The 25,452-nt window shown below is 42.0% G+C and carries 16 protein-coding genes and 2 pseudogenes; 1 reads left to right on the top strand and 17 read right to left on the bottom strand.

Annotated features, from left to right (window positions below; genetic code table 11):
- Positions 1-39: 39 nt before the first annotated feature.
- From QM959_RS07845 to rpoB, 8 genes are all read right to left on the bottom strand, one after another.
- Positions 40-1,296, bottom strand: coding sequence for a competence/damage-inducible protein A (locus QM959_RS07845; RefSeq protein ID WP_414372544.1), 1,257 nt, complete (start codon positions 1,294-1,296; stop codon positions 40-42).
- Between the two features lie 77 nt (positions 1,297-1,373).
- Positions 1,374-2,429, bottom strand: a complete 1,056-nt coding sequence (gene brpA / locus QM959_RS07840) for a biofilm formation/cell division transcriptional regulator BrpA (RefSeq protein ID WP_414372542.1) — start codon at positions 2,427-2,429, stop codon at positions 1,374-1,376.
- Between the two features lie 7 nt (positions 2,430-2,436).
- Positions 2,437-2,955, bottom strand: a complete 519-nt coding sequence (locus QM959_RS07835; RefSeq protein WP_414372540.1) for an N-acetyltransferase family protein — start codon at positions 2,953-2,955, stop codon at positions 2,437-2,439.
- Positions 2,945-3,388, bottom strand: a complete 444-nt coding sequence (gene tsaE, locus QM959_RS07830) for a tRNA (adenosine(37)-N6)-threonylcarbamoyltransferase complex ATPase subunit type 1 TsaE (RefSeq protein ID WP_414372539.1) — start codon at positions 3,386-3,388, stop codon at positions 2,945-2,947. The genes QM959_RS07835 and tsaE overlap by 11 nt, the downstream gene beginning before the upstream one ends.
- Positions 3,389-3,483: 95 nt before the next feature.
- Positions 3,484-4,113, bottom strand: coding sequence for a competence protein (locus QM959_RS07825; protein WP_247935042.1), 630 nt, complete (start codon positions 4,111-4,113; stop codon positions 3,484-3,486).
- A gap of 329 nt (positions 4,114-4,442) precedes the next feature.
- Entirely contained in the window at positions 4,443-4,865 is a 423-nt protein-coding gene (gene ndk, locus QM959_RS07820) for a nucleoside-diphosphate kinase (protein ID WP_414372538.1), read from the bottom strand.
- 109 nt (positions 4,866-4,974) lie between these two features.
- On the bottom strand, positions 4,975-8,652 hold the full coding sequence (gene rpoC / locus QM959_RS07815) for a DNA-directed RNA polymerase subunit beta' (RefSeq protein ID WP_414372536.1): 3,678 nt from the start codon (positions 8,650-8,652) through the stop codon (positions 4,975-4,977).
- Positions 8,653-8,684: 32 nt separating this feature from the next.
- Positions 8,685-12,296: a DNA-directed RNA polymerase subunit beta gene (gene rpoB / locus QM959_RS07810; RefSeq protein WP_414372535.1), complete on the bottom strand. Its 3,612-nt coding sequence runs from the start codon at positions 12,294-12,296 to the stop codon at positions 8,685-8,687.
- 452 nt (positions 12,297-12,748) lie between these two features.
- Here rpoB and QM959_RS07805 point away from each other — a divergent pair.
- Positions 12,749-16,633, top strand: a pseudogene (locus QM959_RS07805) (pullulanase).
- Positions 16,634-16,812: 179 nt separating this feature from the next.
- Here QM959_RS07805 and QM959_RS07800 read toward each other — a convergent pair.
- The 9 genes and pseudogenes from QM959_RS07800 to glmS all read right to left on the bottom strand — a co-directional run bounded on the left by QM959_RS07800 (position 16,813) and on the right by glmS (position 25,346).
- Complete coding sequence (locus QM959_RS07800; RefSeq protein ID WP_414372533.1) at positions 16,813-17,577, bottom strand: amino acid ABC transporter ATP-binding protein; 765 nt, start codon at positions 17,575-17,577, stop codon at positions 16,813-16,815.
- A 9-nt stretch (positions 17,578-17,586) separates the two neighbouring features.
- The gene (locus QM959_RS07795; protein ID WP_414372532.1) at positions 17,587-18,309 is read right to left on the bottom strand and encodes an amino acid ABC transporter permease; all 723 of its coding nucleotides are present in this window, start codon (positions 18,307-18,309) and stop codon (positions 17,587-17,589) included.
- Positions 18,310-18,312: 3 nt separating this feature from the next.
- A complete protein-coding gene (locus tag QM959_RS07790; protein WP_414372530.1) occupies positions 18,313-19,005 on the bottom strand; it encodes an amino acid ABC transporter permease in 693 nt (230 codons plus the stop codon).
- A 33-nt stretch (positions 19,006-19,038) separates the two neighbouring features.
- On the bottom strand, positions 19,039-19,917 hold the full coding sequence (locus tag QM959_RS07785) for a transporter substrate-binding domain-containing protein (RefSeq protein ID WP_414372528.1): 879 nt from the start codon (positions 19,915-19,917) through the stop codon (positions 19,039-19,041).
- An 11-nt stretch (positions 19,918-19,928) separates the two neighbouring features.
- Positions 19,929-20,927, bottom strand: coding sequence for a uroporphyrinogen decarboxylase family protein (locus QM959_RS07780; RefSeq protein ID WP_414372527.1), 999 nt, complete (start codon positions 20,925-20,927; stop codon positions 19,929-19,931).
- A gap of 2 nt (positions 20,928-20,929) precedes the next feature.
- Complete coding sequence (locus tag QM959_RS07775) at positions 20,930-21,133, bottom strand: hypothetical protein (protein WP_414372525.1); 204 nt, start codon at positions 21,131-21,133, stop codon at positions 20,930-20,932.
- 12 nt (positions 21,134-21,145) lie between these two features.
- Entirely contained in the window at positions 21,146-22,150 is a 1,005-nt protein-coding gene (locus tag QM959_RS07770; protein WP_414372523.1) for a uroporphyrinogen decarboxylase family protein, read from the bottom strand.
- 219 nt (positions 22,151-22,369) lie between these two features.
- Positions 22,370-23,419: pseudogene (locus tag QM959_RS07765) on the bottom strand (LLM class flavin-dependent oxidoreductase).
- A 118-nt stretch (positions 23,420-23,537) separates the two neighbouring features.
- A complete protein-coding gene (glmS, locus tag QM959_RS07760; RefSeq protein ID WP_414372521.1) occupies positions 23,538-25,346 on the bottom strand; it encodes a glutamine--fructose-6-phosphate transaminase (isomerizing) in 1,809 nt (602 codons plus the stop codon).
- Positions 25,347-25,452: the final 106 nt, after the last annotated feature.

The following is a 25,452-nucleotide window of genomic DNA, read 5'->3' as shown; positions in this document are numbered from 1 at the left end:
TCTAATAGTCTTCAGACCTATCTACTATTATATCAAAAGTTAGTCACTTAATAAAGTCTTGCGAACGAGGTTAAAGGCATGCATAACCGCAATGTGACGTACATCTGCTCGACTTCTGCCTCCAATATTAACCTTGATGACCTCAGTTCCTTGCTCTTGTGCCAAACCTATAAAGACTGTCCCAGCTGGATGTCCTTCTAGGCTATCTGGTCCTGCCACTCCAGTCAAACTAATTCCAAAATCAGACTGAGTCTTGATTCGTGCCTGCTCAGCCATCTTCTGAGCTGTAAATTCAGACACCACACCATGTTCTTCCAAATCCTTGACAGGAATATCCAACATCTTTGATTTTTCTTCCAAGCTATAAGTCACAAAACCACCCTTAAATATACTTGAAGCACCCGAAAAATCAGCCACACTAGCTTGAAAAAGACCTGCCGTCAAGCTTTCGGCAGCCGTGATGGTTTTCCCCTGTTTTTTCAGTTCCTCTACCACAATGCTGGCCAAGCTGGACTCCTCCCCATAACCATAACAAAGGTCTCGTAAAGAAAGGCCTTCAAAAGTTTGGTGACCTAAGATTTGATTTTCCAAGATATCCAGCACTTGATTCGCCTCTTCTTGGCTACTAGCTTTTGTTGACAAACGTAAGGTTACCTCTCCTGTCTTAGCATAAGGTGCCAAGGTCGGATCGGTTTGATTATCAATCAAATCAGCCAAAATCGTAACCAGCTGGCTCTCACCAATTCCAAAGAAACGAAGAACTCGGGAATACAGCTTGCTCCCTGTCATCAACTTGGGTAGAAGTTGGTTTAAGACCATAGGTTTCATTTCACTTGGCGGACCTGGAAGGACGACGTAGGTCACTCCATTGGCTTCCAAAATGCCTCCCACAGCCAACCCTGTTTCGTTTGGCAGTGGAGTCGCCCCTTCTACAATTTGAGCTTGTCTTTCGTTATTCGGTGTTCGGGCATAGTCTGGTCTCTGGGCAAAAAAGACATCCAGCTTCTCCTGCGCCCGAGGATCAAAGACTAATTCTTTTCCTAAAAATTTAGCTAGGGTTTGTTTGGTCAAATCGTCCTCCGTCGGTCCCAAACCACCTGTCAAAATCACCAGACTGCTACGTTGACTGGCAATCTCAAGCAAAGACAATAGACGAGCTTCATTGTCTCCTACAGCTGTCTGAAAATAAACATCTACCCCAATCTCAGCTAGTTTTTCCGATAAAAACTGGGCATTGGTATTGACAATCTGTCCTGTCAAAATCTCTGTTCCAACAGCAATGATTTCTGCTTTCATGTTTCCTCCTACCTATCTATTCGTATTTTTTTGAAAAAATCGCAGGAAATTTCCCACGATTCCAACTATAAATTAGATTATTCTACATCCTCTTGATTTCTTGTACTATTAATCGTACCTGTCCCCAAACCGATACCATTTTGATTTCCGAAAAGCTCTTCATATAAGACTGCATTTGTCTCTAACTCTGTCACCTTCGGTTTATCAAGTGAAGTTCTCAAGAGATTTTGGATTTCTAACAAATGGTTAGCAGTTACGATTTGATAAGATGTTCCTTGCAATTCAGCATCTTCGCCTCGTAATTGTTGGGTTTCAATCGTTTTAAATGAATCTTTATAGCCCAACAAGCTTGGAATGCTTTTCGCAGATAAATCAATATTAGTCTGCATATTAGTACTTAGGGCTTTTAAAATAGACTGATAGTGACTGATACTATCCAAACTAAGAACTTTTTCAACAACTTTTTGAATGACTTCACGCTGACGCTTCTGACGCCCGTAGTCTCCTTCTGGGTCTTGATAACGCATGCGTGAATACACAAGCGCTTCTTCTCCATTTATTGTCTGTTCTCCAACACCAATAGAAATAGTATTAAATTCTTCTTGGTCACTGATAGAGATTGGGAAACCTAGTGTATTATTAACCGTAATACCACCCACTGCATCTACTAATTGTTGCAATCCTTGCATATTGACCATAATATAGCGATCAATATGGAGGTTCATCATCTTTTGAATAGTTGAAATAGCTAATTCTGCTCCACCACCAGCATAGGCAGCGTTTAGCTTCGCTTCTTCAATACTACCATCTTTATGCTGGATTTTAGTCAGAATATCACGTTCCAAACTCAACATCGTCGTTTTCTTTGTGTGCGGATTGACGGTCAGCAAAATCATACTGTCACTATTTCCAGCCCATTGATCTGTACGCTCTACATTCCCAGTATCAACCCCCATTAACAGAATGGTCAAAGGTTCTGTTGCTTCAATAACCTTGGTTTCTTCCCCTATTTTTTTATAGGTTTTTGCCAAAGTCTCTGTACCTTGCTGATAAATAGTGTAAGCAAAAACACCTACACCCAAAACTGTCACAGCTAGAAAAGCTAGCACCATCCCAATAATTTTTTTAACCATATTTCTACTAATCTATCAGTTTACCCATTAAGTAAACATCGATAAATTTCCCTTCTTCTATATATGCTCCACGCTCTTGGCGACCTTCAATTATAAAGCCATGCTTTTGATAAAGATGAACTGCAGCTTGATTACGAGTTTGGACAGTGAGTTGAAGTCTACGAAGAATGCCACTAACCTGTGCCCACTCTACAACTTCTTCAAGTAACAAACTTCCAAGTCCATTATTCCAATATTTCTTACCAATCACAATAAAAAGATCTCCAATATGACGAACTCTCTTGCGCTGATCAGCTGTGATATTTACAAGGCCAGCAATTTTATCATTTAAAAATGCAAGTAAGGTTATCTGATTATCCGAACTAGCTTGCTTGTCGAGAAATATTTCCATCTCCTCACTGGTCAAGAGAATACCATCCCCATCTAGGCTAGTAAAATCTGTATCCAAACTCACACGATTTAAAAATGTCACTAACTCAGCAGCATCACCAGGTTCTGCTTCTCTAATGAGCAATTCATACTCCATGTTGAAGCTCCTCTAAGAGTTTTTCTGCACGCAAACCCTTTGCTTGAAAATTCAGCCTGCGACCGTCTTCTTCTTTTAGAATTTCCAATTCTAAATAAGCATCGGGTAAGGCTTCACCTAAAAGATGGCCCCACTCGATGACAGTCACGCCGCCACCAAAGAGAAATTCATCCAAATCAATAGAATCCGCATCTCCCTCAATACGGTAAACATCTAAATGATAAAGAGGAAGACGGCCCTCATATTCTCTCACGATAGTGTAGGTTGGACTCTTAATCATCTGAAAAATCTGTAATCCCTTAGCAAGGCCTTTTGTAAAGGTCGTTTTACCTGCTCCAAGTTCGCCAGTTAGAATTAAAACATCATTCTTTTCTAATAAACAGCCCAAACGCTCACCTAAGGACTGTAACTCTTCTTCGTTTTTAGTGTACATATTTCTATTATACCAAAAAGTTGTTCTTTGTCGAGATATTATCTGTGAATTCCATATTATAAATTGCAAAACTTGGACCATCTCTTCTTTTGTTCTTAAAATAGAAACAGCAAGAAGACAACTAATAAGATATCTCTCATCAAATGGCTGTAAAATGAAACTTCCCAGCGAATGACTTTGGGCACCAATAGTCCTAGAAATAGCATTCCCAAGGTAATATAAAAGGTCATGGATAATAGCATCCAAGGATTTCTGAGAAAGATTAGAATAGCTATTCCACTAATAAAACACATTTCCTTCTTACCCAAAATCTTTTTCAATCCATGTACATACTTCTGAATCGGCAGAAAAACTAACAAATCAATACCAAATAAGAAAAAGAAACTTGGTAGAAAGGCTTCCACAATCCCTTCTACGTATGTGTTTCCTACAATGATATGTTCTATGACAATTAAAGCTAAACCCAAAATGTTTACTAAGAGCAAGAGACTATACAAGAATTGTTGCTTATCTTCCTTAAAAACTGAATAAGATTGATTTCGCTGTCCACTATAGTAGTTTAGCCCTGCACCAATACTGGCAAGAAGCAACATGCCAACTAAATAATAGAAACAGTTTTGATTTAACAACAAGGACCAAGTCGATAAACTTAAACTAGAACAGCTACTAAGACCAAAAACTGTCAGCAATAACAAAACACGAATTTGCTTTTTCATTTTTTCCATCATTCTTCCTCCCTTATACTCAATGAAAATCAAAGAGCAAACTAGGAAACTAGCCGCAGGTTGCTCAAAGCACCGCTTTGAGGTTGTAGATAAGACTGACGAAGTCAGCTCAAAACACTGTTTTGAGGTTGCAGATAGAACTGACGAAGTCAGTCACCTATATAATCCAAGGCGAAGCTGACGTGGTTTTAAGAGATTTTCGAAGAGTATTACTTGCTCTTATTATAGGATAGAAATTCTCACCGTTGCTAGAATATTTCTCAACTGTCAGTTTTCTAGTCTAAAATGCAAAAAAATTTGATGCAAGTAACCCTTACATCAAACTTTTACTATTTCTCTTCAAACCAAAGTGCAATTTCTCGCTTAGCTGACTCTTCTGAATCTGAACCATGTACAACATTTTGAATAGCTTGGTTCTCTCCAGCAGCTTTTGCAAAATCACCTCGAATAGTTCCTGGTAAAGCTTCTTCTGGACGAGTCGCACCCATCATGGTCCGCCAAGTTTCGATTACTTTAGGTCCAGAAATGATACCCACCAGAACCGGTCCTGAAGTCATAAATTCACGAATCGGTGGGTAAAAACTTTGTCCAACCAAGTCCTTATAGTGCTGGTCAATCAGCTCTTCTGAAATCTGTGAACGCAACTCCAATTTTTCGATTGTAAAGCCACGTTGTTCGATGCGTTTCAACACTTCACCCACTAGTCCTCTTTTTACACCATCTGGTTTAATGATAAAAAATGTTTGTTCCATACCCGTCTCCTTTGTCAGCTTCTTTCTTTTATTTTACCACATTTCATGGAAAAACGGAGAAAGTTTTCAGAAAAGAGAAAGAGAACCCGAAGGCTCTCTCAATTCTCTTTTATTCTACTGTTTCTTCCACAGTTTCAACGACAGTATCCACAACTACTTCTGTTGTTTCTTCATTTCCTTCTTCCTCTACTGGAGGATTAAGGTATTCTTCTTCGTTGACTGCTTGTGGTTCAAGGTTACGGTAGCGAGCCATACCAGTACCAGCTGGGATGATCTTACCGATGATAACATTTTCCTTGAGACCAAGGAGATGGTCTTTCTTACCACGGATAGCCGCATCTGTAAGGACACGAGTTGTTTCCTGGAAGGAAGCAGCTGACAAGAAACTATTTGTTTCAAGTGAGGCTTTGGTAATTCCCATAAGGACTGGGCGACCAGTCGCTGGAACACCACCTGCGATAAGAACATCTTTGTTGGCATCTGTAAAGTCGTTGATATCCATGAGAGTACCCATGAGAAGGTCTGTATCCCCTGGATCCATGACACGGACTTTACGGATCATTTGACGAACCATTACCTCGATGTGTTTGTCACCGATTTCTACCCCTTGGCTACGGTAAACTTTTTGTACTTCACCGAGGAGGTAAGTTTCAACTGACAAGACATCACGTACAGCAAGGAGACGTTTTGGTTGGATAGAACCTTCTGTCAATGCTGCACCACGAGAGATTTGATCGCCAACTTCTACACGCATACGTGCTGTGAATGGTACCACATATTCGCCTTCGCCAGTTTCACCTTTAACGAAGACTTTCTTAGTACGAGTTGAAGCATCTTCTTCGATTGCTGTAACTTCCCCTTTGACTTCTGTGATGACTGCTTCCCCTTTAGGATTGCGGGCTTCAAAGATCTCTTGGACACGAGGAAGACCCTGAGTGATATCGGTATTTGAGGCAACCCCACCCGTGTGGAAGGTACGCATTGTAAGCTGTGTACCAGGTTCCCCGATAGATTGGGCAGCGATTGTACCAACTGCTTCACCAACTTCAACCGCATCACCAGTCGCCAAGTTGATACCGTAACAGTGACGGCAGACACCATGACGAGTGTTACATGTAAATACAGAGCGGATAGTCACTTCTTCAACACCAGCATTGACGATTTCACGCGCCTTGTCTTCTGTAATCAATTCATTTGGACCGATGATAACTGCACCAGTTTCTGGGTGTTTAACAGTTTTCTTAGTGTAACGACCATTGAGACGTTCTTCGAGAGACTCAATCATCTCTTTACCTTCTGTGATAGAGCGGATCAAGAGACCACGGTCAGTTCCACAGTCATCCTCACGAATGATAACGTCTTGGGCAACGTCAACCAAACGACGAGTCAAGTAACCTGAGTCGGCTGTCTTAAGGGCCGTATCAGTCATACCTTTACGGGCACCGTGAGTTGAGAAGAACATTTCGAGTACTGACAAACCTTCGCGGAAGTTTGAAAGGATTGGCAATTCCATGATACGTCCGTTCGGAGCAGCCATCAGACCACGCATACCGGCAAGCTGTGAGAAGTTTGAGATGTTACCACGGGCTCCAGAGTCCATCATCATAACGATAGGGTTCTTAGGATCTTGGTTGGCAACCAAACGTTTCTCGAGTTTTTCACGGGCAGCACGCCATTCAGCTGTAACAGCATTGTAGCGTTCGTCATCTGTGATCATACCACGACGGAATTGTTTTGTGATTTGTTCTACACGTTTGTGTGATTCTTCGATAATTTCAGCCTTGTCTTCAACGACTGGAATATCAGCAATACCTACTGTCAAACCTGCAAGAGTTGAATGGTGGTAACCGAGGTTCTTCATACGGTCAAGTAGGGCAGATGTTTCTGTCGTACGGAAACGTTTGAAGATTTCAGCGATGATATTTCCAAGGTTTTTCTTCTTGAATGGTGGATTGAGTTCAAGTCCATCGATAGCTTCCTTGATATTTCCACCTAGTGGCAAGAAGTACTTAGCCGGAACACCTTCTGTCAAGTTAGCGTTAGTTGGCTCTTGCAAGTAAGGTAGTCCTTCTGGCATGATATCGTTGAAGAGGATCTTACCTACAGTTGTAAGCAAGATTTTGTGTTTTTGCTCTTCTGTCCATGGTTTGTTCAAGCTATCTGTTGCGATACCAACACGTGAGTGGAGGTGAACATAACCATTACGGTAAGCCATGACAGCTTCGTCACGGTCCTTGAAGACCATACCTTCGCCTTCACGACCAGCTTCTTCCATAGTCAAGTAGTAGTTACCCAAAACCATGTCCTGAGATGGAGTAACAACTGGTTTACCATCTTTAGGGTTCAAGATATGCTCAGCAGCAAGCATCAAGATACGAGCTTCTGCTTGGGCTTCTTCTGAAAGTGGTACGTGGATGGCCATTTGGTCACCGTCAAAGTCGGCATTGTAGGCTTCACAGACAAGCGGGTGCAAGCGAAGGGCTTTACCGTCAATCAAGACAGGTTCAAAGGCTTGGATACCCAAACGGTGAAGGGTAGGTGCGCGGTTAAGAAGTACTGGGTGTTCTTTGATAACTTCTTCGAGGATATCCCAGATACGTTCATCTCCACGTTCTACCAAGCGTTTAGCCGCTTTAACGTTTTGAACGATATCGCGAGCAACGATTTCGCGCATAACGAATGGTTTAAAGAGCTCGATTGCCATTTCACGTGGCACACCACATTGGTACATCTTAAGAGTTGGACCAACGGCAATAACAGAACGTCCTGAGAAGTCAACACGTTTACCGAGCAAGTTTTGACGGAAGCGTCCTTGTTTCCCCTTGAGCATGTGGCTCAATGATTTCAGTGGACGGCTACCTGGCCCTGTGATCGGACGACCACGACGACCATTGTCAATCAAAGCGTCAACCGCTTCTTGAAGCATACGCTTCTCATTTTGAACGATGATACCTGGCGCGTTCAACTCAAGCAAACGAGCCAAACGGTTGTTACGGTTGATAACACGGCGGTATAGGTCGTTCAAATCAGATGAGGCAAAACGGCCACCATCCAACTGCAACATTGGACGAAGATCTGGTGGAATAACTGGAAGGATGTTGAGAATCATCCATTCAGGCTTGTTGCCAGACTTGTGAAAAGCGTCTAAAACATCCAAACGACGGATAGCTTTGACACGTTTTTGTCCAGTAGCTGTTTTTAACTCTTCTTTGAGTTCAGCAATTTCTTTTTCAAGATCTACTTGTTTCAAGAGGTCTTGGATAGCTTCGGCACCCATTTTAGCAACGAATGATCCGTAGCCATATTCACGCAAGCGCTCACGGTATTCACGCTCTGTCATGATTGATTTGTGCTCAAGTGGTGTATCCTTCGGATCGATCACCACATAAGCTGCAAAGTAGATAACTTCCTCAAGTGCACGAGGACTCATATCAAGGGTCAAGCCCATACGGCTTGGAATCCCCTTGAAATACCAGATATGAGATACAGGAGCTTTCAACTCGATGTGTCCCATACGTTCACGACGAACTTTTGTACGCGTTACTTCAACACCACAACGGTCACAAACAATCCCTCTGTAACGAATGCGTTTGTACTTACCACAAGCACATTCCCAGTCTTTTGTAGGACCAAAGATGACTTCGTCAAATAGTCCTTCACGTTCTGGTTTCAACGTACGGTAATTGATTGTTTCAGGTTTTTTGACTTCTCCATAAGACCATGAACGGACTTTACTTGGAGAAGCTAGTGTGATTTGCATACTTTTAAAACGATTTACGTCAACCACTATTTCTTCCCTTTCTATTCTAAGTGAGCTACTTATTCTTGTTCAGTAGCTTCTTCTGTTGCTTCCGCTTTTGTTTCTTTTTCAGCTTCTTCAGCTTCAAAGGCTGCTTTAGCCTCTTGGGCTGCTTTTTCGCGGGCTTTTTCAAGGTCATCTACGTGGATGACATCTTCGTCCATTCCTTCATCCAAGTCGCGAAGTTCCACTTCTTGGTCATCTTCGTCAAGGACACGCATGTCAAGACCAAGTGATTGCAATTCTTTAACAAGAACTCGGAAGGATTCTGGAACACCTGGTTTTGGAATTGGTTTTCCTTTTGTAATAGCTTCATAAGCTTTCAAACGTCCGTTGATATCGTCAGACTTGTAAGTCAAGATTTCTTGAAGGACATTTGATGCACCATAGGCTTCAAGCGCCCAAACCTCCATCTCACCGAAACGTTGTCCACCAAACTGAGCTTTACCTCCGAGTGGTTGTTGCGTAACGGTTGAGTATGGTCCGACTGAACGTGCGTGCAATTTATCATCAACCATGTGGTGAAGTTTGATCATGTACATGACACCAACTGACACACGGTTATCAAATGGTTCACCAGTACGTCCATCGTATAGGATCGTCTTAGCATCGCTATCCATACCTGCTTCCTTAACAGTTGACCAAAGATCTTCAGAACTTGCTCCGTCAAAGACTGGTGTTGCGATGTGAATACCAAGGGTACGAGCTGCCATACCAAGGTGGAGCTCCATAACCTGACCGATATTCATACGTGATGGCACCCCAAGTGGGTTCAACATGATGTCGACTGGAGTTCCGTCTGGAAGGTAAGGCATGTCTTCTACAGGAACGATACGAGATACAACCCCTTTGTTTCCGTGACGTCCGGCCATCTTATCTCCGACCTTGATCTTACGTTTTTGAGCGATGTAAACTCGAACCAGCATGTTAACACCTGATTGCAATTCATCTCCATTTGCACGTGTAAAGATCTTAACATCACGAACAACTCCATCGGCACCGTGTGGTACACGAAGGGAAGTGTCACGAACTTCACGAGATTTGTCTCCGAAGATAGCGTGCAAGAGACGCTCTTCAGCTGAAAGATCTTTTTCACCCTTAGGTGTGACTTTACCTACAAGGATATCCCCTTCTTTAACCTCAGCACCGATACGGATAATACCCATTTCGTCAAGGTCTTTAAGGGCATCTTCACCAACGTTTGGAATTTCACGAGTGATTTCTTCAGGCCCAAGCTTTGTATCGCGAGTCTCTGATTCATATTCTTCAAGGTGGACAGATGTATAAACATCGTCTTTCACCAAGCGTTCGCTCATGATAACGGCATCCTCGAAGTTGTAACCTTCCCATGTCATGTAGGCAACGATTGGGTTTTGTCCAAGCGCCATTTCTCCATTTTCCATAGAAGGTCCATCTGCGATAAAGTCGCCTTTTTCTACAAGATCACCAACTCGAACAAGGGTACGTTGGTTGTAGGCAGTACCTGAGTTTGAACGACGGAATTTTTGGATATGGTAAACATCCAATGAACCATCTTCACGACGAACTTCTACCTTGTCCGCATCCGCATAGGTAACCTTACCACCATGTTGTGCAATCACTGCAGCTCCTGAGTCATGGGCTGCTTGATATTCCATACCAGTACCAACGTAAGGTGCTTTGGGATTGATCAAAGGAACAGCCTGACGTTGCATGTTGGCACCCATGAGGGCACGGTTGGAGTCGTCGTTTTCCAAGAAAGGAATACATGCTGTCGCAACGGCAACTACCTGCTTAGGTGATACATCCATATAATCTACAACGCTAGCTGGGTACTCTTGGTTGACCCCTTGATGACGTCCCATAACTGTTTTCTCAGCAAATGTGCCATCTTCGTTAAGGCGTGAGTTAGCCTGCGCTACAGTAAATTCATCCTCTTCATCGGCAGTCAACCAAACGATTTCGTTAGTTACTTTGCCTGTTTCACGGTCAACCTTACGATATGGTGTTTGAACAAAACCATATTTGTTCAAGTGTCCGTATGAAGACAAGTTGTTGATCAAACCGATGTTCGGTCCTTCAGGTGTCTCGATTGGACACATACGACCATAGTGAGTGTAGTGCACGTCACGTACTTCATATCCTGCACGGTCACGTGTCAAACCACCAGGTCCTAAGGCTGACAAACGACGTTTGTGAGACAACTCAGAAAGAGGGTTGTGCTGGTCCATGAACTGTGACAACTGTGATGAACCAAAGAATTCTTTAACCGCAGCTGTTACAGGACGGATGTTGATAATTTGTTGTGGTGTTAAGACTTCATTGTCCTGAACAGACATACGTTCACGGACATTACGTTCCATACGAGAAAGTCCTAGACGTACTTGGTTAGCAAGTAATTCACCAACAGCACGGATACGACGGTTCCCAAGGTGGTCGATATCATCCACACGACCAATACCTTCAGCCAAGTTGAGGAAGTAGCTCATCTCAGCCAAGATATCCGCAGGAGTTACGATGCGAACCTTGTCATCTGGATTAGCATTACCGATAATAGTTACAACACGGTCTGGATCAGTTGGTGCAACAACCTTGAATTTTTGAAGAACAACTGGTTCTGTTACTACAGCAGCATCATTTGGAATGTAGACAATCTTGTTCAAGTCGCCATCCAAATGACTTTCGATACTTTCAATAACGCTACGAGTCATAACTGTCCCAGCTTCCACCAAGATTTCACCAGTTTCAGGATCTACCAATGGCTCTGCAATGGTTTGGTTGAGCAAACGTGTTTTAACATTGAGTTTTTTATTGATTTTGTAACGACCAACAGCTGCCAAATCATAGCGACGTGGATCAAAGAAACGTGCCACAAGCAAGCTACGTGAGCTTTCAGCAGTCTTAGGCTCACCCGGACGAAGGCGTTCGTAAATTTCTTTCAAAGCTTCGTCTGTACGAGAGTCCATTGGGTTCTTGTGAATATCTTTTTCAACAGTATTACGAACCAATTCGCTATCACCAAAGATATCAAAGATTTCATCATCACCTGAGAAACCAAGAGCACGAACCAAGGTTGTAAATGGAATCTTACGAGTACGGTCGATACGAGTATAGGCGATGTCTTTTGAGTCGCTTTCAAGCTCTAACCAAGCTCCACGGTTAGGGATAACAGTCGAACCGTAGCCCACTTTACCGTTTTTGTCTACTTTATCATTAAAGTAAACACCTGGAGAACGCACCAACTGTGATACGATGATACGCTCACCACCATTGATGATGAAGGTCCCCATCTCAGTCATGATTGGGAAGTCCCCAAAGAAGACTTCCTGAGTCTTGATTTCACCAGTTTCTTTGTTAATCAAGCGGAAGGTTACAAAGATAGGTGCTGAGTAGCTTGCATCGTGGATACGTGCTTCCTCTAGCGTGTATTTTGGTTCTTTGATCTCATAGCCTACAAACTCCAACTCCATTGTGTCTGTGAAGTTTGAAATTGGCAATACATCTTCAAATACTTCCTTAAGACCGTGATCTAGGAAATCTTTGAATGAATCTGTTTGAATTTCAATCAAATTTGGTAAGTCAAGAACTTCTTTGATTCTTGAAAAACTACGACGGGTACGATGTTTCCCGTATTGAACGTCATGTCCTGCCAAGATGATTCTCCTTTAAAATAAAGTTTCAAGCCTAGTCGTCTAGGCCTTTGATTATCGTCAAAAGGTTGTAAACCTTCTATCACCTTATCCCCCTTAACTAATTTTCAGAATTTTTAAATCTTTGTTACAAACACTAAAAAACCTGAAAAAAAGCACAAAAAGAGCAGCTAAATCTGACTTTTGTAAGAAGATTTAACTGCTGTGAGCCTTGTCTGGACAATATTTCAGACAAAACCTACGACAAATGATTTTTTATATTATACCCTATTCAGCTAGATTTTTCAAGGGGATTGACGATTTTTTAACAAAATCTTTTCCTATGAAAAAGACTGGCTAAATCGTAGCAAAATCTGTTGCGTTTTTTTCTTTTATTTCAATTTTAGGAAAACGCTTGCATATTGTTTTACTAAGTGCTATACTGATAAAGAATTTCATTTGATAGGATAATGATTATGAGAAAAACACCGTCTCACACTGAGAAAAAAATGATCTACAGCATCCGTTCCCTCAAGAATGGAACTGGTTCTGTCCTTATTGGAGCAAGCCTTGTCCTACTTGCTATGGCTACACCAACTATCTCAGCCAACGAAAACACAACAGCTAGTACAGAAGCGCCGAACACTATTGTTCAACCAACTACTGATACAGCAGTTAACCCTGGTAAGAAGGAAAGTGATATTTCTTCACCTAAAAATACAAACGCTTCCCTAGAGAAAACAGAAGAAAAACCTACAACAGAAACACCAACTCCTGCTGCAACTCCAGCCGATTCAGCCCCATAAACCGGGCAAGATCGTTCAAATGAGCCAACTACTTCTACGAATCCAGTAACAACTGAAACTAAGGCAGAAGAGCCAATCGAAGACAACTACTTCCGTATCCATGTTAAAAAACTTCCTGAGGAAAACAAGGATGCTCAAGGACTATGGACTTGGGACGATGTTGAAAAACCATCTGAAAATTGGCCAAACGGAGCCTTGTCCTTCAAGGATGCCAAAAAAGATGACTACGGTTATTACCTAGATGTCAAATTAAAGGGAGAACAAGCCAAAAAAATTAGCTTCCTCATCAATAATACAGCTGGGAAAAATCTAACTGGCGATAAATCGGCCGAAAAACTGGCACCAAAGATGAATGAGGCTTGGTTGGATCAAGATTACAAGGTTTTCTCTTACGAACCACAACCTGCAGGGACTGTTCGCGTCAACTACTACCGCACGGATGGCAACTATGACAAGAAATCTCTCTGGTACTGGGGAGATGTGAAAAATCCAAGTAGCGCTCAATGGCCTGACGGAACAGACTTTACGGCTACAGGTAAATACGGTCGCTATATCGACATTCCTCTTAAGGACGCCGCCAAAGAATTCGGCTTTTTATTACTTGATGAGAGCAAACAAGGAGACGACGTGAAAATCCGTAAAGAAGATTATAAATTCACAGATTTGAAAAATCATAGCCAAATTTTCCTAAAAGACGATGATGAATCGATTTACACAAACCCATACTATGTGCACGATATCCGCATGACTGGTGCTCAACACGTAGGAACTTCTAGCATTGAAAGTAGTTTTTCAACACTTGTCGGTGCTAAAAAAGAGGATATCCTCAAGCACTCTAACATCACTAATCACCTAGGAAACAAAGTAGCTATTACTGATGTCGCAATCGATGAAGCTGGTAAGAAAGTGACCTACAGCGGAGACTTCTCTGATACAAAACACCCTTATACCGTTAGCTACAATTCCGACCAATTCACTACCAAAACAAGCTGGCGCCTGAAAGATGAGACTTACAGTTATGATGGCAAACTTGGAGCTGACCTAAAAGAAGAAGGAAAACAAGTTGATTTGACCCTCTGGTCTCCAAGTGCTGATAAGGTTTCTGTCGTTGTCTACGACAAGAATGACCCTGAAAAAGTGGTTGGAACTGTCGCTCTTGAAAAAGGGGAAAGAGGAACTTGGAAACAAACTCTAGATAGCACAAACAAACTAGGCATCACAGATTTCACTGGATACTATTATCAATACCAAATCGAGCGTCAAGGTAAAACTGTTCTTGCACTCGATCCTTACGCTAAGTCCCTCGCCGCTTGGAATAGTGACGATGCCAAGATTGACGATGCCCATAAAGTGGCTAAAGCTGCCTTTGTAGATCCAGCTAAACTATGCCCACAAGACTTGACTTATGGTAAGATTCACAACTTCAAGAGTCGAGAAGACGCCGTTATATACGAAGCTCATGTGCGTGACTTCACTTCAGATCCTGCCATTGCAAAAGACTTGACCAAACCATTTGGTACCTTTGAAGCCTTTATTGAAAAACTAGACTACCTCAAAGACTTAGGGGTAACCCATATCCAGCTCCTTCCAGTCTTGTCTTACTACTTTGTCAATGAATTGAAGAACCATGAACGCTTGTCCGACTATGCTTCAAGTAACAGTAACTACAACTGGGGATATGACCCTCAAAACTACTTCTCCTTGACTGGTATGTACTCAAGTGATCCTAAGGATCCAGAAAAACGTATCGCAGAATTTAAAAAACTCATCAACGAGATCCATAAACGTGGTATGGGTGCTATCTTAGACGTAGTTTACAACCATACTGCCAATATCGATATCTTTGAAGACCTTGAGCCAAACTACTACCACTTCATGGACGCAGACGGAACACCTCGTACTAGCTTTGGTGGTGGTCGTCTAGGAACAACCCACTACATGTCCAAACGTGTCTTGGTTGACTCTATCAAGTATCTGGTTAATACCTACAAAGTAGATGGTTTCCGTTTCGATATGATGGGAGATCATGATGCAGCTTCTGTCGAAGAAGCTTACAAGGCTGCACGCGCCCTCAATCCAAATCTTATCATGCTAGGTGAAGGCTGGAGAACCTATACTGGTGATGAAAATACGCCTGTACAACCTGCTGACCAGTCTTGGATGAAGAAAACTGATACTGTCGCTGTCTTTTCAGATGACATCCGTAACAATCTCAAATCTGGTTATCCAAACGAAGGCCAACCTGCCTTTATCACAGGTGGAAAACGCGATATCAATACCATCTTTAAAAATCTCATTGCTCAACCTACTAACTTTGAAGCAGACAGTCCTGGAGATGTAATCCAGTATATCGCAGCCCATGATAACTTGACCCTCTTTGACATCATTGCCCAGTCTATCAAAAAAGACCCAAGCAAGGCGGAAAACTACGCTGAAATCCATCGTCGTTTGCGACTTGGAAATCTCATGGTCTTGACTGCCCAAGGAACTCCGTTTATCCACTCTGGTCAGGAATACGGACGCACCAAACAATTCCTAGACCCAGCCTACAAGACTCCTGTTCCAGAGGATAAGGTTCCAAACAAGTCTCACTTATTGCGTGACAAGGACGGCAAGCCATTTGTCTATCCTTACTTTATCCATGACTCTTACGACTCTAGTGATGCTGTCAACAAGTTTGATTGGATCAAGGCTACAGATGGCAAAGCATATCCTGAAAATGTCAAGAGCCGTGACTACATGAAAGGATTGATCGCCCTTCGTCAATCTACAGACGCCTTCCGACTCAAGAGTCTACAAGATATCAAAGACCGTGTCCGCCTCATTACTGTTCCTGAAAAAGATGGAATTGAAGCAGAGGACTTGGTCATTGGCTACCAAATCACTGCTCCAAATGGAGATATATATGCAGTCTTTGTCAATGCGGATGAAAAAGCTCGCGAATTTACTCTAGGAACAGCATTTGCTCACTTGAGAAAGGCTGAAGTCCTGGCAGATGAAAACCAAGCAGGACCAGTAGGGATTGCCAACCCGAAAGGACTTGAATGGACTGAAAAAGGCTTGAAATTAAACGCCCTTACAGCTACTGTCCTTCGAATTGCTCAAGGCGGCGCCATTGTTGCCCCAGCTGTAGAAGAAAAACCAGAATTTGACCTTTCCAGCTTAAAACAAGAACAAAATCAAAATAATGTCCAAGACAATATTTCAGACCGAGTAGACAAACCTGAACATCAAGATCCAGCTCCACAAGCTAAACCTAACTCTACTAAACCAAATGCAAAAGTAGCTGATGCAAAAGATACACCTAACCAAGCTACAACTGATTCACAAGCAACACAACCAGCTCAAACAGCACAACCATCATCTGTAAGTGAAGCTGTTCAAAACGAATCGGTAGACAACTCTATCAAGGAAAATATAGCTGCTCCCCTAGCTAAACAAGCTGAACTTCCAAATACAGGAACCAAAAACGATAACAAACTCCTGCTTTCAGGAATCAGTATCCTTGCCCTTCTAGGTCTTGGTTTCTTACTAAAAAACAAAAAAGAGAACTAATACTCAATGAAAATCAAAGAACAAACTAGGAAACTAGCTGCAGACTGTACTTGAGTACGACAAGGCGACGTTGACGTGGTTTAAAGAGATTTTCGAAGAGTATAAACTAGCCCTCCTATAGAAAAATCCCCCGAGCCTCAACGCACGGGGGATTGATTTTCCCCTGATAATCCTATCTATCAAATCATATATTCCACACTATAGGTCGCATCCGAAAGGATTCGTGCCAAAAATTGCTTGGTTCGTTCTTCTTTTGGACGACTAAAGAATTCATGAGCATTATTTTCTTCAACAATCTTCCCACCATCCATAAAAATGACATGATTGGCTACATCTCTGGCAAAGCCCATCTCATGAGTCACTACTACCATAGTAACCCCTTCTTTTGCTAACTGTTTTAAAACATCCAAAACATCCCCTACCAACTCTGGATCCAAGGCTGACGTTGGCTCATCTAATAAAATGACCTCTGGTTTCACAGCAATTGCACGAGCTATACCGATTCGTTGTTGCTGGCCTCCAGAAAGTTGAGATGGATAGTAATCCTTATAAGCCAGTAAACCAACTTTTTCTAAGGCTGCTTCCGCACGTTTGATTGCCTCTTCCTTAGGAATTTTCCGAGCAATAATCAAGCCCTCTAAAATATTCTCCAAGGCTGTTTTATTGGCAAATAAATTATAATGTTGAAAAACAAAAGCGGTCTTTTGGCGAATTTCCAAGATATCTTTTTTAGTCAATTTGCCAAGGTCGTAGTCTTTGTCAGCAAGTTTCAAAGAACCACTATCAGCCTTTTCTAAATGATTGAGACATCTGAGAAAAGTCGTTTTTCCTGATCCAGATGGCCCCAAGATTACAACCACATCCCCTTGGTTGACCTTGAGATTAACATCTTCTAGGACTTGTCTGTCTCCAAATTTTTTTGCAACATGTTCTACTTGTAACATTGTCTCCTCCTATGCTAAACCTGTACTGGACGCTACTTGTCCCTTTTCTCTTCGAATATAGCGTTTCTCTAAGATTGAAAATCCCCACTGAATCAATCCGCAAATAAGAATGTACTGTAAAAAGATCACAAAATAAGATTCAAAATACTGATAACCATAAGAGGCTTCAACACGGGCAATGGCTGTAATATCCTTAATGGTCATCACAAAGACCAAAGAGGTTCCTTTTACAATATTGATGACTAGATTAGCCAGATTGGGCAGCGCCGACCGCAAGGCCTGTGGAAAAACAATCCTCACATAGGCCTGCCTATTGCTCAATCCAATCGCTTGTGCAGCTTCTAATTGTCCCTTATCCACAGTCAAAATAGCCGAACGTAAGATTTCTGATAAACTACCTGTTGTCATCAAGCTATAGATAATAAAAGCATAATAGATGGGATTGAGTTTAAAGATGTCAACATCACTTCCTATGCTTTTGAGAAATTGATTGAGCAAGCTGGGAAACAAACTATAGAAGAAAAGAATCAGTAAAATCGGAGGTGTCGCTCTTATAAAAGCTAGATACACGAGGGAGAATGTTCGAACACCTTTTACTTTATATATTTGCCCCAGCGCTAAAAACAAGGCTGGTACAAAACTTAAGACCATGGCTACAATCATAATAATCAAGGTGGTCGGTACCCCTTTTAAGGTCTCTAAAAAGGTTTTTGCAATATAGTCTAAATCCATATCCTATCTCCCTTTCGTTTCCAAAGATTTTTCTAACAAGCGACTCAAGAAGGAAACAGCCAAGGCTACACTCCAATAAAGAATGGCAACCGCTGTATAGGTTTCAAGAGAGTAATTCCCCAAATTGCGACTGATTAAGAGATTGCCAGCCCCCATGACATCTACAAAACCAATCGTATAAGCTAGGGCAGCGTCTCGCATCAAATTTAGAATAGCGGTCGTCATATTTGGAAGAGCCACTTGAAATGCCTGTGGAAAAATGATTCTCCAGAATGTCTGACTAGGTGTCAGACCAATACTGACTCCAGCTTCCATCTGACCTTTTGGAATTGCCTGATAAGACGCCTTAAACACTTCTGCAATGGTAGCCGCAAACAGCAAGACCATGGTAAATAATACGAAGATCGTTTTAGACCAGTTATTGATATCTAAATTCAACCACCATTTTAAAAATTCAGGTAAACCATAAAAAACTAAAAACAGTAAGACAATGGGGGGAGTACAGCGAAGAGTGAAAATATAGCTCTTAGAAAGACCTGCAAAAGTCTTATCTTCTCCCACTTGAGTCCAAGCCAATAGACCACCGAAAATGGAACCAAGGATTGTAGTAAAAAAGAGAATGGACAAGGTCATAGGAAGAGCCTGCCATAAGGTGGGTAAAAATTGGAACACTCTTGAAAAATCATATGAAACCATGTAAACCTCTTTCTAACATGCCTGATTGCTTATCTAATCTTTATCAACGTAACTAAAGACATCTTCGTCAAAGTATTTTTGAGAAAGTTTAGCTAAAGTACCGTCTTCTTTTAATTCTTTAATAGCTTTTTCATATTCTTTAGCAAACTTCTCGCCCTTTTCATCACGGTGAATCAATGGATAGGTTGGAATTCCTTTATAAGGGAACCAGCTAAGTTTGTCCACATATTGGTGGTAAGAACCATCCTCAGCTGTCACTGCTTTTTCAAAAGAAAGCTTGATATCAAAGAAGGCATCGTAACGTCCTTCTAAAACCCAAGCATAAGCATCTGCCACTTTGAAAGATTCAGCAGCTGTCAACTCAATCGGTGTATCCTTGTGCTTCTCATTATAACTATTGATGACATTCCACTGGGCATTTTGAGGAGAGATTGGTACTAATTTTCCTTTATTTTTGGCAAAATCATCAATATTCTTATATTTGGCTTCATCTTCTTTTCTGACAGTAAAACCAATAATGCTGGCACCTACTGGTTCAGATGGAATGATGAATTTTTTAGCCCGTTCATCTGTGTACCAAGCACCTTTTGTCCCAATATCGTACTTGCCAGACTCAAGTCCGATCAAGAGATCATCATCACTAGTTCCTGTATACTCAAATTTATAATCTGCTAATTTCTCATCAACCGCCTTTAAAACAGCGACTTCATAACCATCTGATTCCCCTTTTTCGTCAATAAAATCATAAGGGACATAGTTTTGGGTATGGGCAACCTTCAAAGTTGTCACTTGTCCAGATGAAGCTGCATCTGCACCTTTAGCAGAGGCTCCTGCCAAAGTTCTACCAATAATTGTTGCTCCAAGCACTGCCACAACCGCAACCCCACCAATAATCCATGTTTTCTTACTCATATTTTTCTCCTTTATTTAGCTAATGCTTCTCTCACCCACTGGATACGCTCCACTGCAATATCGCTCGGAATGGTACAATCTGCTCCAAGTATGAGGCCATCTTTTCCTGTTTCTTCTATCAAGCGTTTGGTTTCAGCTTGAATTTCTTCCTTACTGCCTCGATATAGAAGGCCATCTTTTCCGTTTTCAAATCCTCCCAAAACAGTACGCCCCTTGAAAATCTCACGACCTTCTTTTAGACTAATCCCTTCTGGACCAACTGCCCAGTTAAAAACATGAGCTGGATAGTCAGCGAAGATATGGATATCGTTTCGAGCTCCTTCATAGCCACAGACGTGAAGGATATTGAGCCCGCCAACCGATTTAGCTGCATTTAAAACGGTCAGTTCACTAGGCGCAATAATCTCCTGATAATCTTCAACAGAAACACGCGCATCCTGAATGCTTTGCACACTGAGATAGATACCGTCTGCCCCTGCATCTCTAATAATAGCTTGACTCAAGCTCGCGATATCTTGCGCAATCACATCGAGGACTTTTTTTAATTTCTGAGGATCTTGAACTAAGAAATCTGCAATGAGATCATCTCCACCAGACACTTCTCCAAGCAACCATTTGAGGTAGGTCACAGGAGCAAATATATTGTAAATAGCAACAATATCTTCCGTAAACTCCTGCTTAATCTTCTTCACCAATTCTACTTGCTCTCTAATCCACGGATGATCTTCACCCAGAGGTTGAATCTCTGCCAACTCTTGGAGTGACTTCCCTTTACCGATAACTGGATTTGGATAAGCAAAATAGCCATCACTCATCAACTTGATAAAGTCTGGATTTAGTTCACGGATAAAACGTTTGTGACCTTGTATGTTCTTTTCAATAATCACAGGATTTGAAAACCCCTTTAACCATTCCTCTTCTGATGTAAAGTGGTGCCAAAAACCAACTGGCACACGATCAACTACTTCTCCTCTAAATGCTTTTAAAACCCATTCTCTTTTTTCTGACATCTCTATTCTCCGTTTCTTTCTTTTTCAACTAATAAAACACTGGCAATATCATTGGTTTGAATAAAAGGAAGACTTCCTTTCTGAAAATCCTGAATTCCATGACATCTCGGCCCTTCCTTACAAGTCAATCCCTTGCTAAGACTGATCACAAGTAAGATTACAAAGCCGAGGACCATCCCCGCCAATAGCCACTTTTTTCTTTTCATAAGGCCCTCCTATTATAGAACAGCAGCCTGACGAATCCAGTCCAATCTTTCTAATTCAAAGTCATCTGGAACTGTGCAATCCGCTCCAAGAAGGACTCCTCTAGTCCCAGCCTCAGCTAACAATCGTTTAGTTTCCTCTTGTAGTTCAGCCTTGCTACCTCCATAAAGCAGGCTCTGCTTCCCATTTTCAAAACCACCCAAGACCGCTTTGCCATGAAATAGCTCCTGACCTTGAGGCAAACTGACTGCTTCATGGTGGGTTGCCCAGTTGAAAACCTGGGCTGGATAATCTTTGAAAATAGTCACATCGTTACTGGCGCCTTGGAAAACGCAGATATGCAGGATATTTACCCCGCCTACCTGATTAGCAGCTTCTAAAACTTTTATGTCGCTTGGCTCAATATAGGTCTGATACAATTCTGCTGTGATGCGCTCATCCTGAATTTCTTGTGTACTGAGGTAAATCCCATCTGCTCCACCACCCTGAATGATTGCCTTGGTTAGGATAGCGATATCCTCAGCTATCACACCTAAAATCTCCCTGAATAGCTCTGGATTTTCAAGAAAAAGATCTGCAACCTCCTTATCACCTCTAGAAGTTTCTGTACGAAACCAACGTTTCAGGTAGGAAATCGGAGAAAAGATATTGTAGAATGAAGCAATCTCCTCAGTGAAGGTTGCGCGAATGGCTTGTACCACTTCTACTTGTTGCTGAATCCAAGGATGGTTTTCACCAATTGACTCAATAGAAGCCAACTCCTGAACACTTGAGACCAACGGACTATAGACATTACTTGGATAAATGAAAAAGCCGTCACTCATCATTTTGACAAAATCAGGATGAATTCTTTCAATGTATTTCCGATGTCCCTCTACACTTTTTTGAAAGATACGTGGATTATTTAGACCTTGTCCTTTTTCCTCCAGTGTTACAAAATGAAACCAAAAGCCAACAGGAACCCGTTCCACCTCTTCTCCTCGGATGGCTCTAAAAACTAGTTCTCTTTTACTTGTCATACTTTTCTCCTTCCATTTGGATTGAAACCATCTTACCACTCCTTTTCGCCTTTTCCCAATATATATTGACTATCGACTTGATTGAGATTATTTATATCAATAACGAAAAGAATCTCTGAAAAGCTTGATTTTACTAGCTTTTCAGAGATTCTTTTCTATTTATTGATTTTTAAAATAGTTGTTATATAGATTTTTTATCAGTTTGATTAGTATTTTTTATTAAGCCTCTTTCATGGCAAAGTAAGCCCGTACTTTTGGAGCCACTTGCGTGCCGAAGAGTTCAATAGCTCTCAGAACTTGATCATGAGGCATGGAGCCAAGCGGTAGGTAGAGCATGAAGCGATCCAAACCTAAATCCTCAATCATGCGAATTAATTTTTCTGCCACCTGATCTGGATTGCCCACAAACATGGCGCCATTTGGTCCTACCTGCTCCAAATATTGCTCATAACGCAATTCCTGCCAATGCGGGCGGTCTTTGGAAATAGCATCCACCACTTGCTTAGTAGGATGGAAATAATCTTTCACCGCCTGCTCGCCATCTTCAGCAATCCAACCCCAAGAATGAGCCCCAACCTTTAGCTCATGGCTGGCATGACCCGCTTCGCTCCCAATCTCACGATAAGCCTGAATCAACTTTTTAAAATAACGTGGATTACCACCAATAATGGCATATACAATCGGTAGACCTGCCTGAGCAATCTTCACTGTTGATTCGACATGACCACCTGTCGCTATCCACAAGGGTAATTTGTCCTGAACTGGACGGGGATAGACTTCTTTGCCAGAAATCGTTTGGGTCAATCGACCTTGCCAGTCTAGTTTTGTCTTTTCATTGACTAACTGGAGCAAGTCTAATTTCTCATCAAAGAGGGCTTCGTAGTCTTTCAAATCATATCCAAACAAGGGAAAAGATTCCGTGAAAGAACCCCTCCCAGCCATAATCTCCGCTCGTCCATTTGACAAAGCATCGATAGTAGCATATTGTTGGAACAAACGAATAGGGTCCATACTTGAGAGAATGCTGACTGCACTGGTCAAACGGATTTTCTTGGTATTGACTGCCCCAGCTGCCAGGATAATTTCTGGCGCAGATACCGCAAAGTCTTCCCGATGGTGCTCGCCAATCCCATACACGTCCAAACCAACCTTGTCAGCTAGTTCAATCTCTGTCATCAACTGGCGAATACGTTCAGCATGACTGTAAGCCCGCCCAGTCCCTTCTAGCTACGTTGTTTCCCCAAATGTTGAAATTCCCAATTCTACCACTATGATTCCCCCTGTCTATTTCTGCCCTTCAATTTGAAAAATTATTCTAACACGAATCTTGACTACAAGCAACCGATTTGCTCACAAGAAAAAGCCTAGATAACTAGACTTTTTTAGCTTATTCTACCGTTACTGATTTAGCGAGGTTACGTGGTTTGTCCACATCAAGTCCACGGTGGAGTGTTGCGAAGTAAGCGACCAATTGCGTTGGTACGACCATTGAAATTGGTGAGAGGTATGGATGTACAGTCGTAAGGACGATATCATCTGTCTCTTTAGCTACATTCTCTTCTGCAATAGTGAGGACTTTGGCACCACGGGCTGCCACCTCTTGAATATTGCCACGAGTGTGATTAGCAAGAACTGGATCTGACAAGAGCGCTAAGACAGGCGTTCCTTCTTCAATCAAGGCAATAGTTCCGTGTTTGAGTTCTCCTGCCGCAAAGCCTTCACACTGGATATAAGAAATCTCTTTAAGTTTGAGACTTGCTTCCATGGCTACATAGTAATCTTGACCACGTCCGATATAAAAGGCGTTGCGTGTTGTTTCAAGAAGCTCACGGACTTTAGCATCAATTAGTTCTTTCTCTGAAAGAGTTGATTCGATAGACTGAGCTACGATTGACAACTCATGAACCAAATCAAAGGCTTGTGCTTTAGCATTTCCATTTGCTTCACCGACTGCTTTTGCAAGAAAGGCAAGGACTGCGATTTGCGCTGTATAAGCCTTGGTTGATGCCACGGCAATTTCAGGGCCTGCATGAAGGAGCATGGTATGGTTGGCTTCACGAGAAAGAGTTGAACCTGGGACGTTTGTCACTGTCAAGCTTGGGATTCCCATTTCATTAGCCTTGACCAAAACCTGACGGCTATCCGCTGTTTCACCAGACTGACTGATAAAGATGAAGAGTGGTTTCTTGCTGAGAAGTGGCATACCGTAGCCCCATTCAGATGAGATTCCAAGTTCAACTGGCGTATCTGTCAATTCTTCCAACATCTTCTTAGAAGCAAATCCTGCGTGGTAAGATGTTCCAGCTGCAAGGATGTAGATGCGATCTGCATCTTGAACAGCCTTGATGATAGCTGGGTCTACGACAACTTGACCAGCCTCATCTGTGTAGGCTTGAATGAGCTTACGCATAACCGTTGGTTGCTCATCGATTTCCTTGAGCATGTAGTAAGGGTAAGTTCCCTTACCGATATCAGACAAGTCAAGCTCCGCAGTGTAGCTAGCACGCTCACAACTGTTGCCATCATAGTCTTGAACTTCCACGCTATCAGCCTTAACGATGACCAACTCTTGGTCATGGATTTCCATGTATTGGTTGGTTTCACGAATCATAGCCATAGCATCTGAGCAGACCATGTTATAGCCTTCCCCAAGACCAATCAAAAGTGGTGATTTGTTCTTGGCCACGTAGATGACATCTGGATTTTCAGAGTCGATTAAGGCAAAGGCATATGAACCACGGATGATGTGAAGAGCTTTTTTGAAAGCTTCAAGCACTGACAAGCCGTCTTCTTCTGCAAATTTTCCAATCAAGTGAACAGCGATTTCTGTATCTGTTTGTCCCTTGAAGTGGTGACCTGCAAGGTATTCTTCCTTAATTTCAAGATAGTTTTCGATCACCCCATTGTGGACTAATACAAAACGTCCTGTCTCAGAGCGATGTGGGTGAGCGTTATCTTCTGTTGGTTTCCCATGAGTGGCCCAACGAGTATGTCCGATACCAGTTGTTCCCTCAACCTCAGCTGTCTTGGCAGACAATTCTGCGATACGACCAACTGCTTTCACCAAATGGCTTTCAGCACCACCTAGAACAAAAATTCCAGCCGAATCATAACCACGGTATTCGAGCTTTTCAAGCCCTTGAATCAAAATATCAGTTGCATTTGTGTTTCCAACAACACCAACAATTCCACACATAGTATATACGACACAGACAAGCTGTGCTTTCTCCTTAAAATTGGTATAGTCTAATTCCTCTTTTATAGAATCAGCAAAAACAGTATATACTTGTTTCTTTCACTTG

It is taken from the genome of Streptococcus mitis, from assembly GCF_047459985.1.
GTDB classification, from domain to species: Bacteria; Bacillota; Bacilli; order Lactobacillales; family Streptococcaceae; genus Streptococcus; species Streptococcus mitis_DZ.
Note: the sequence above shows the minus strand (reverse complement) of the source record. Positions and strands in the feature narration are given on the sequence as shown.

Coding starts and splice junctions, on each gene's coding strand:
- tsaE (WP_414372539.1), bottom strand. CDS start 3,388: ATGTACACTAAAAACGAAGAAGAGTTACAGTCCTTAGGTGAGCGTTTG.
- QM959_RS07785 (WP_414372528.1), bottom strand. CDS start 19,917: ATGAGTAAGAAAACATGGATTATTGGTGGGGTTGCGGTTGTGGCAGTG.
- ndk (WP_414372538.1), bottom strand. CDS start 4,865: ATGGAACAAACATTTTTTATCATTAAACCAGATGGTGTAAAAAGAGGA.
- QM959_RS07790 (WP_414372530.1), bottom strand. CDS start 19,005: ATGGTTTCATATGATTTTTCAAGAGTGTTCCAATTTTTACCCACCTTA.
- QM959_RS07800 (WP_414372533.1), bottom strand. CDS start 17,577: ATGTTACAAGTAGAACATGTTGCAAAAAAATTTGGAGACAGACAAGTC.
- QM959_RS07845 (WP_414372544.1), bottom strand. CDS start 1,296: ATGAAAGCAGAAATCATTGCTGTTGGAACAGAGATTTTGACAGGACAG.
- QM959_RS07795 (WP_414372532.1), bottom strand. CDS start 18,309: ATGGATTTAGACTATATTGCAAAAACCTTTTTAGAGACCTTAAAAGGG.
- brpA (WP_414372542.1), bottom strand. CDS start 2,429: ATGGTTAAAAAAATTATTGGGATGGTGCTAGCTTTTCTAGCTGTGACA.
- QM959_RS07780 (WP_414372527.1), bottom strand. CDS start 20,927: ATGTCAGAAAAAAGAGAATGGGTTTTAAAAGCATTTAGAGGAGAAGTA.
- QM959_RS07775 (WP_414372525.1), bottom strand. CDS start 21,133: ATGAAAAGAAAAAAGTGGCTATTGGCGGGGATGGTCCTCGGCTTTGTA.
- glmS (WP_414372521.1), bottom strand. CDS start 25,346: ATGTGTGGAATTGTTGGTGTTGTTGGAAACACAAATGCAACTGATATT.
- QM959_RS07835 (WP_414372540.1), bottom strand. CDS start 2,955: ATGGAGTATGAATTGCTCATTAGAGAAGCAGAACCTGGTGATGCTGCT.
- QM959_RS07825 (WP_247935042.1), bottom strand. CDS start 4,113: ATGGAAAAAATGAAAAAGCAAATTCGTGTTTTGTTATTGCTGACAGTT.
- QM959_RS07770 (WP_414372523.1), bottom strand. CDS start 22,150: ATGACAAGTAAAAGAGAACTAGTTTTTAGAGCCATCCGAGGAGAAGAG.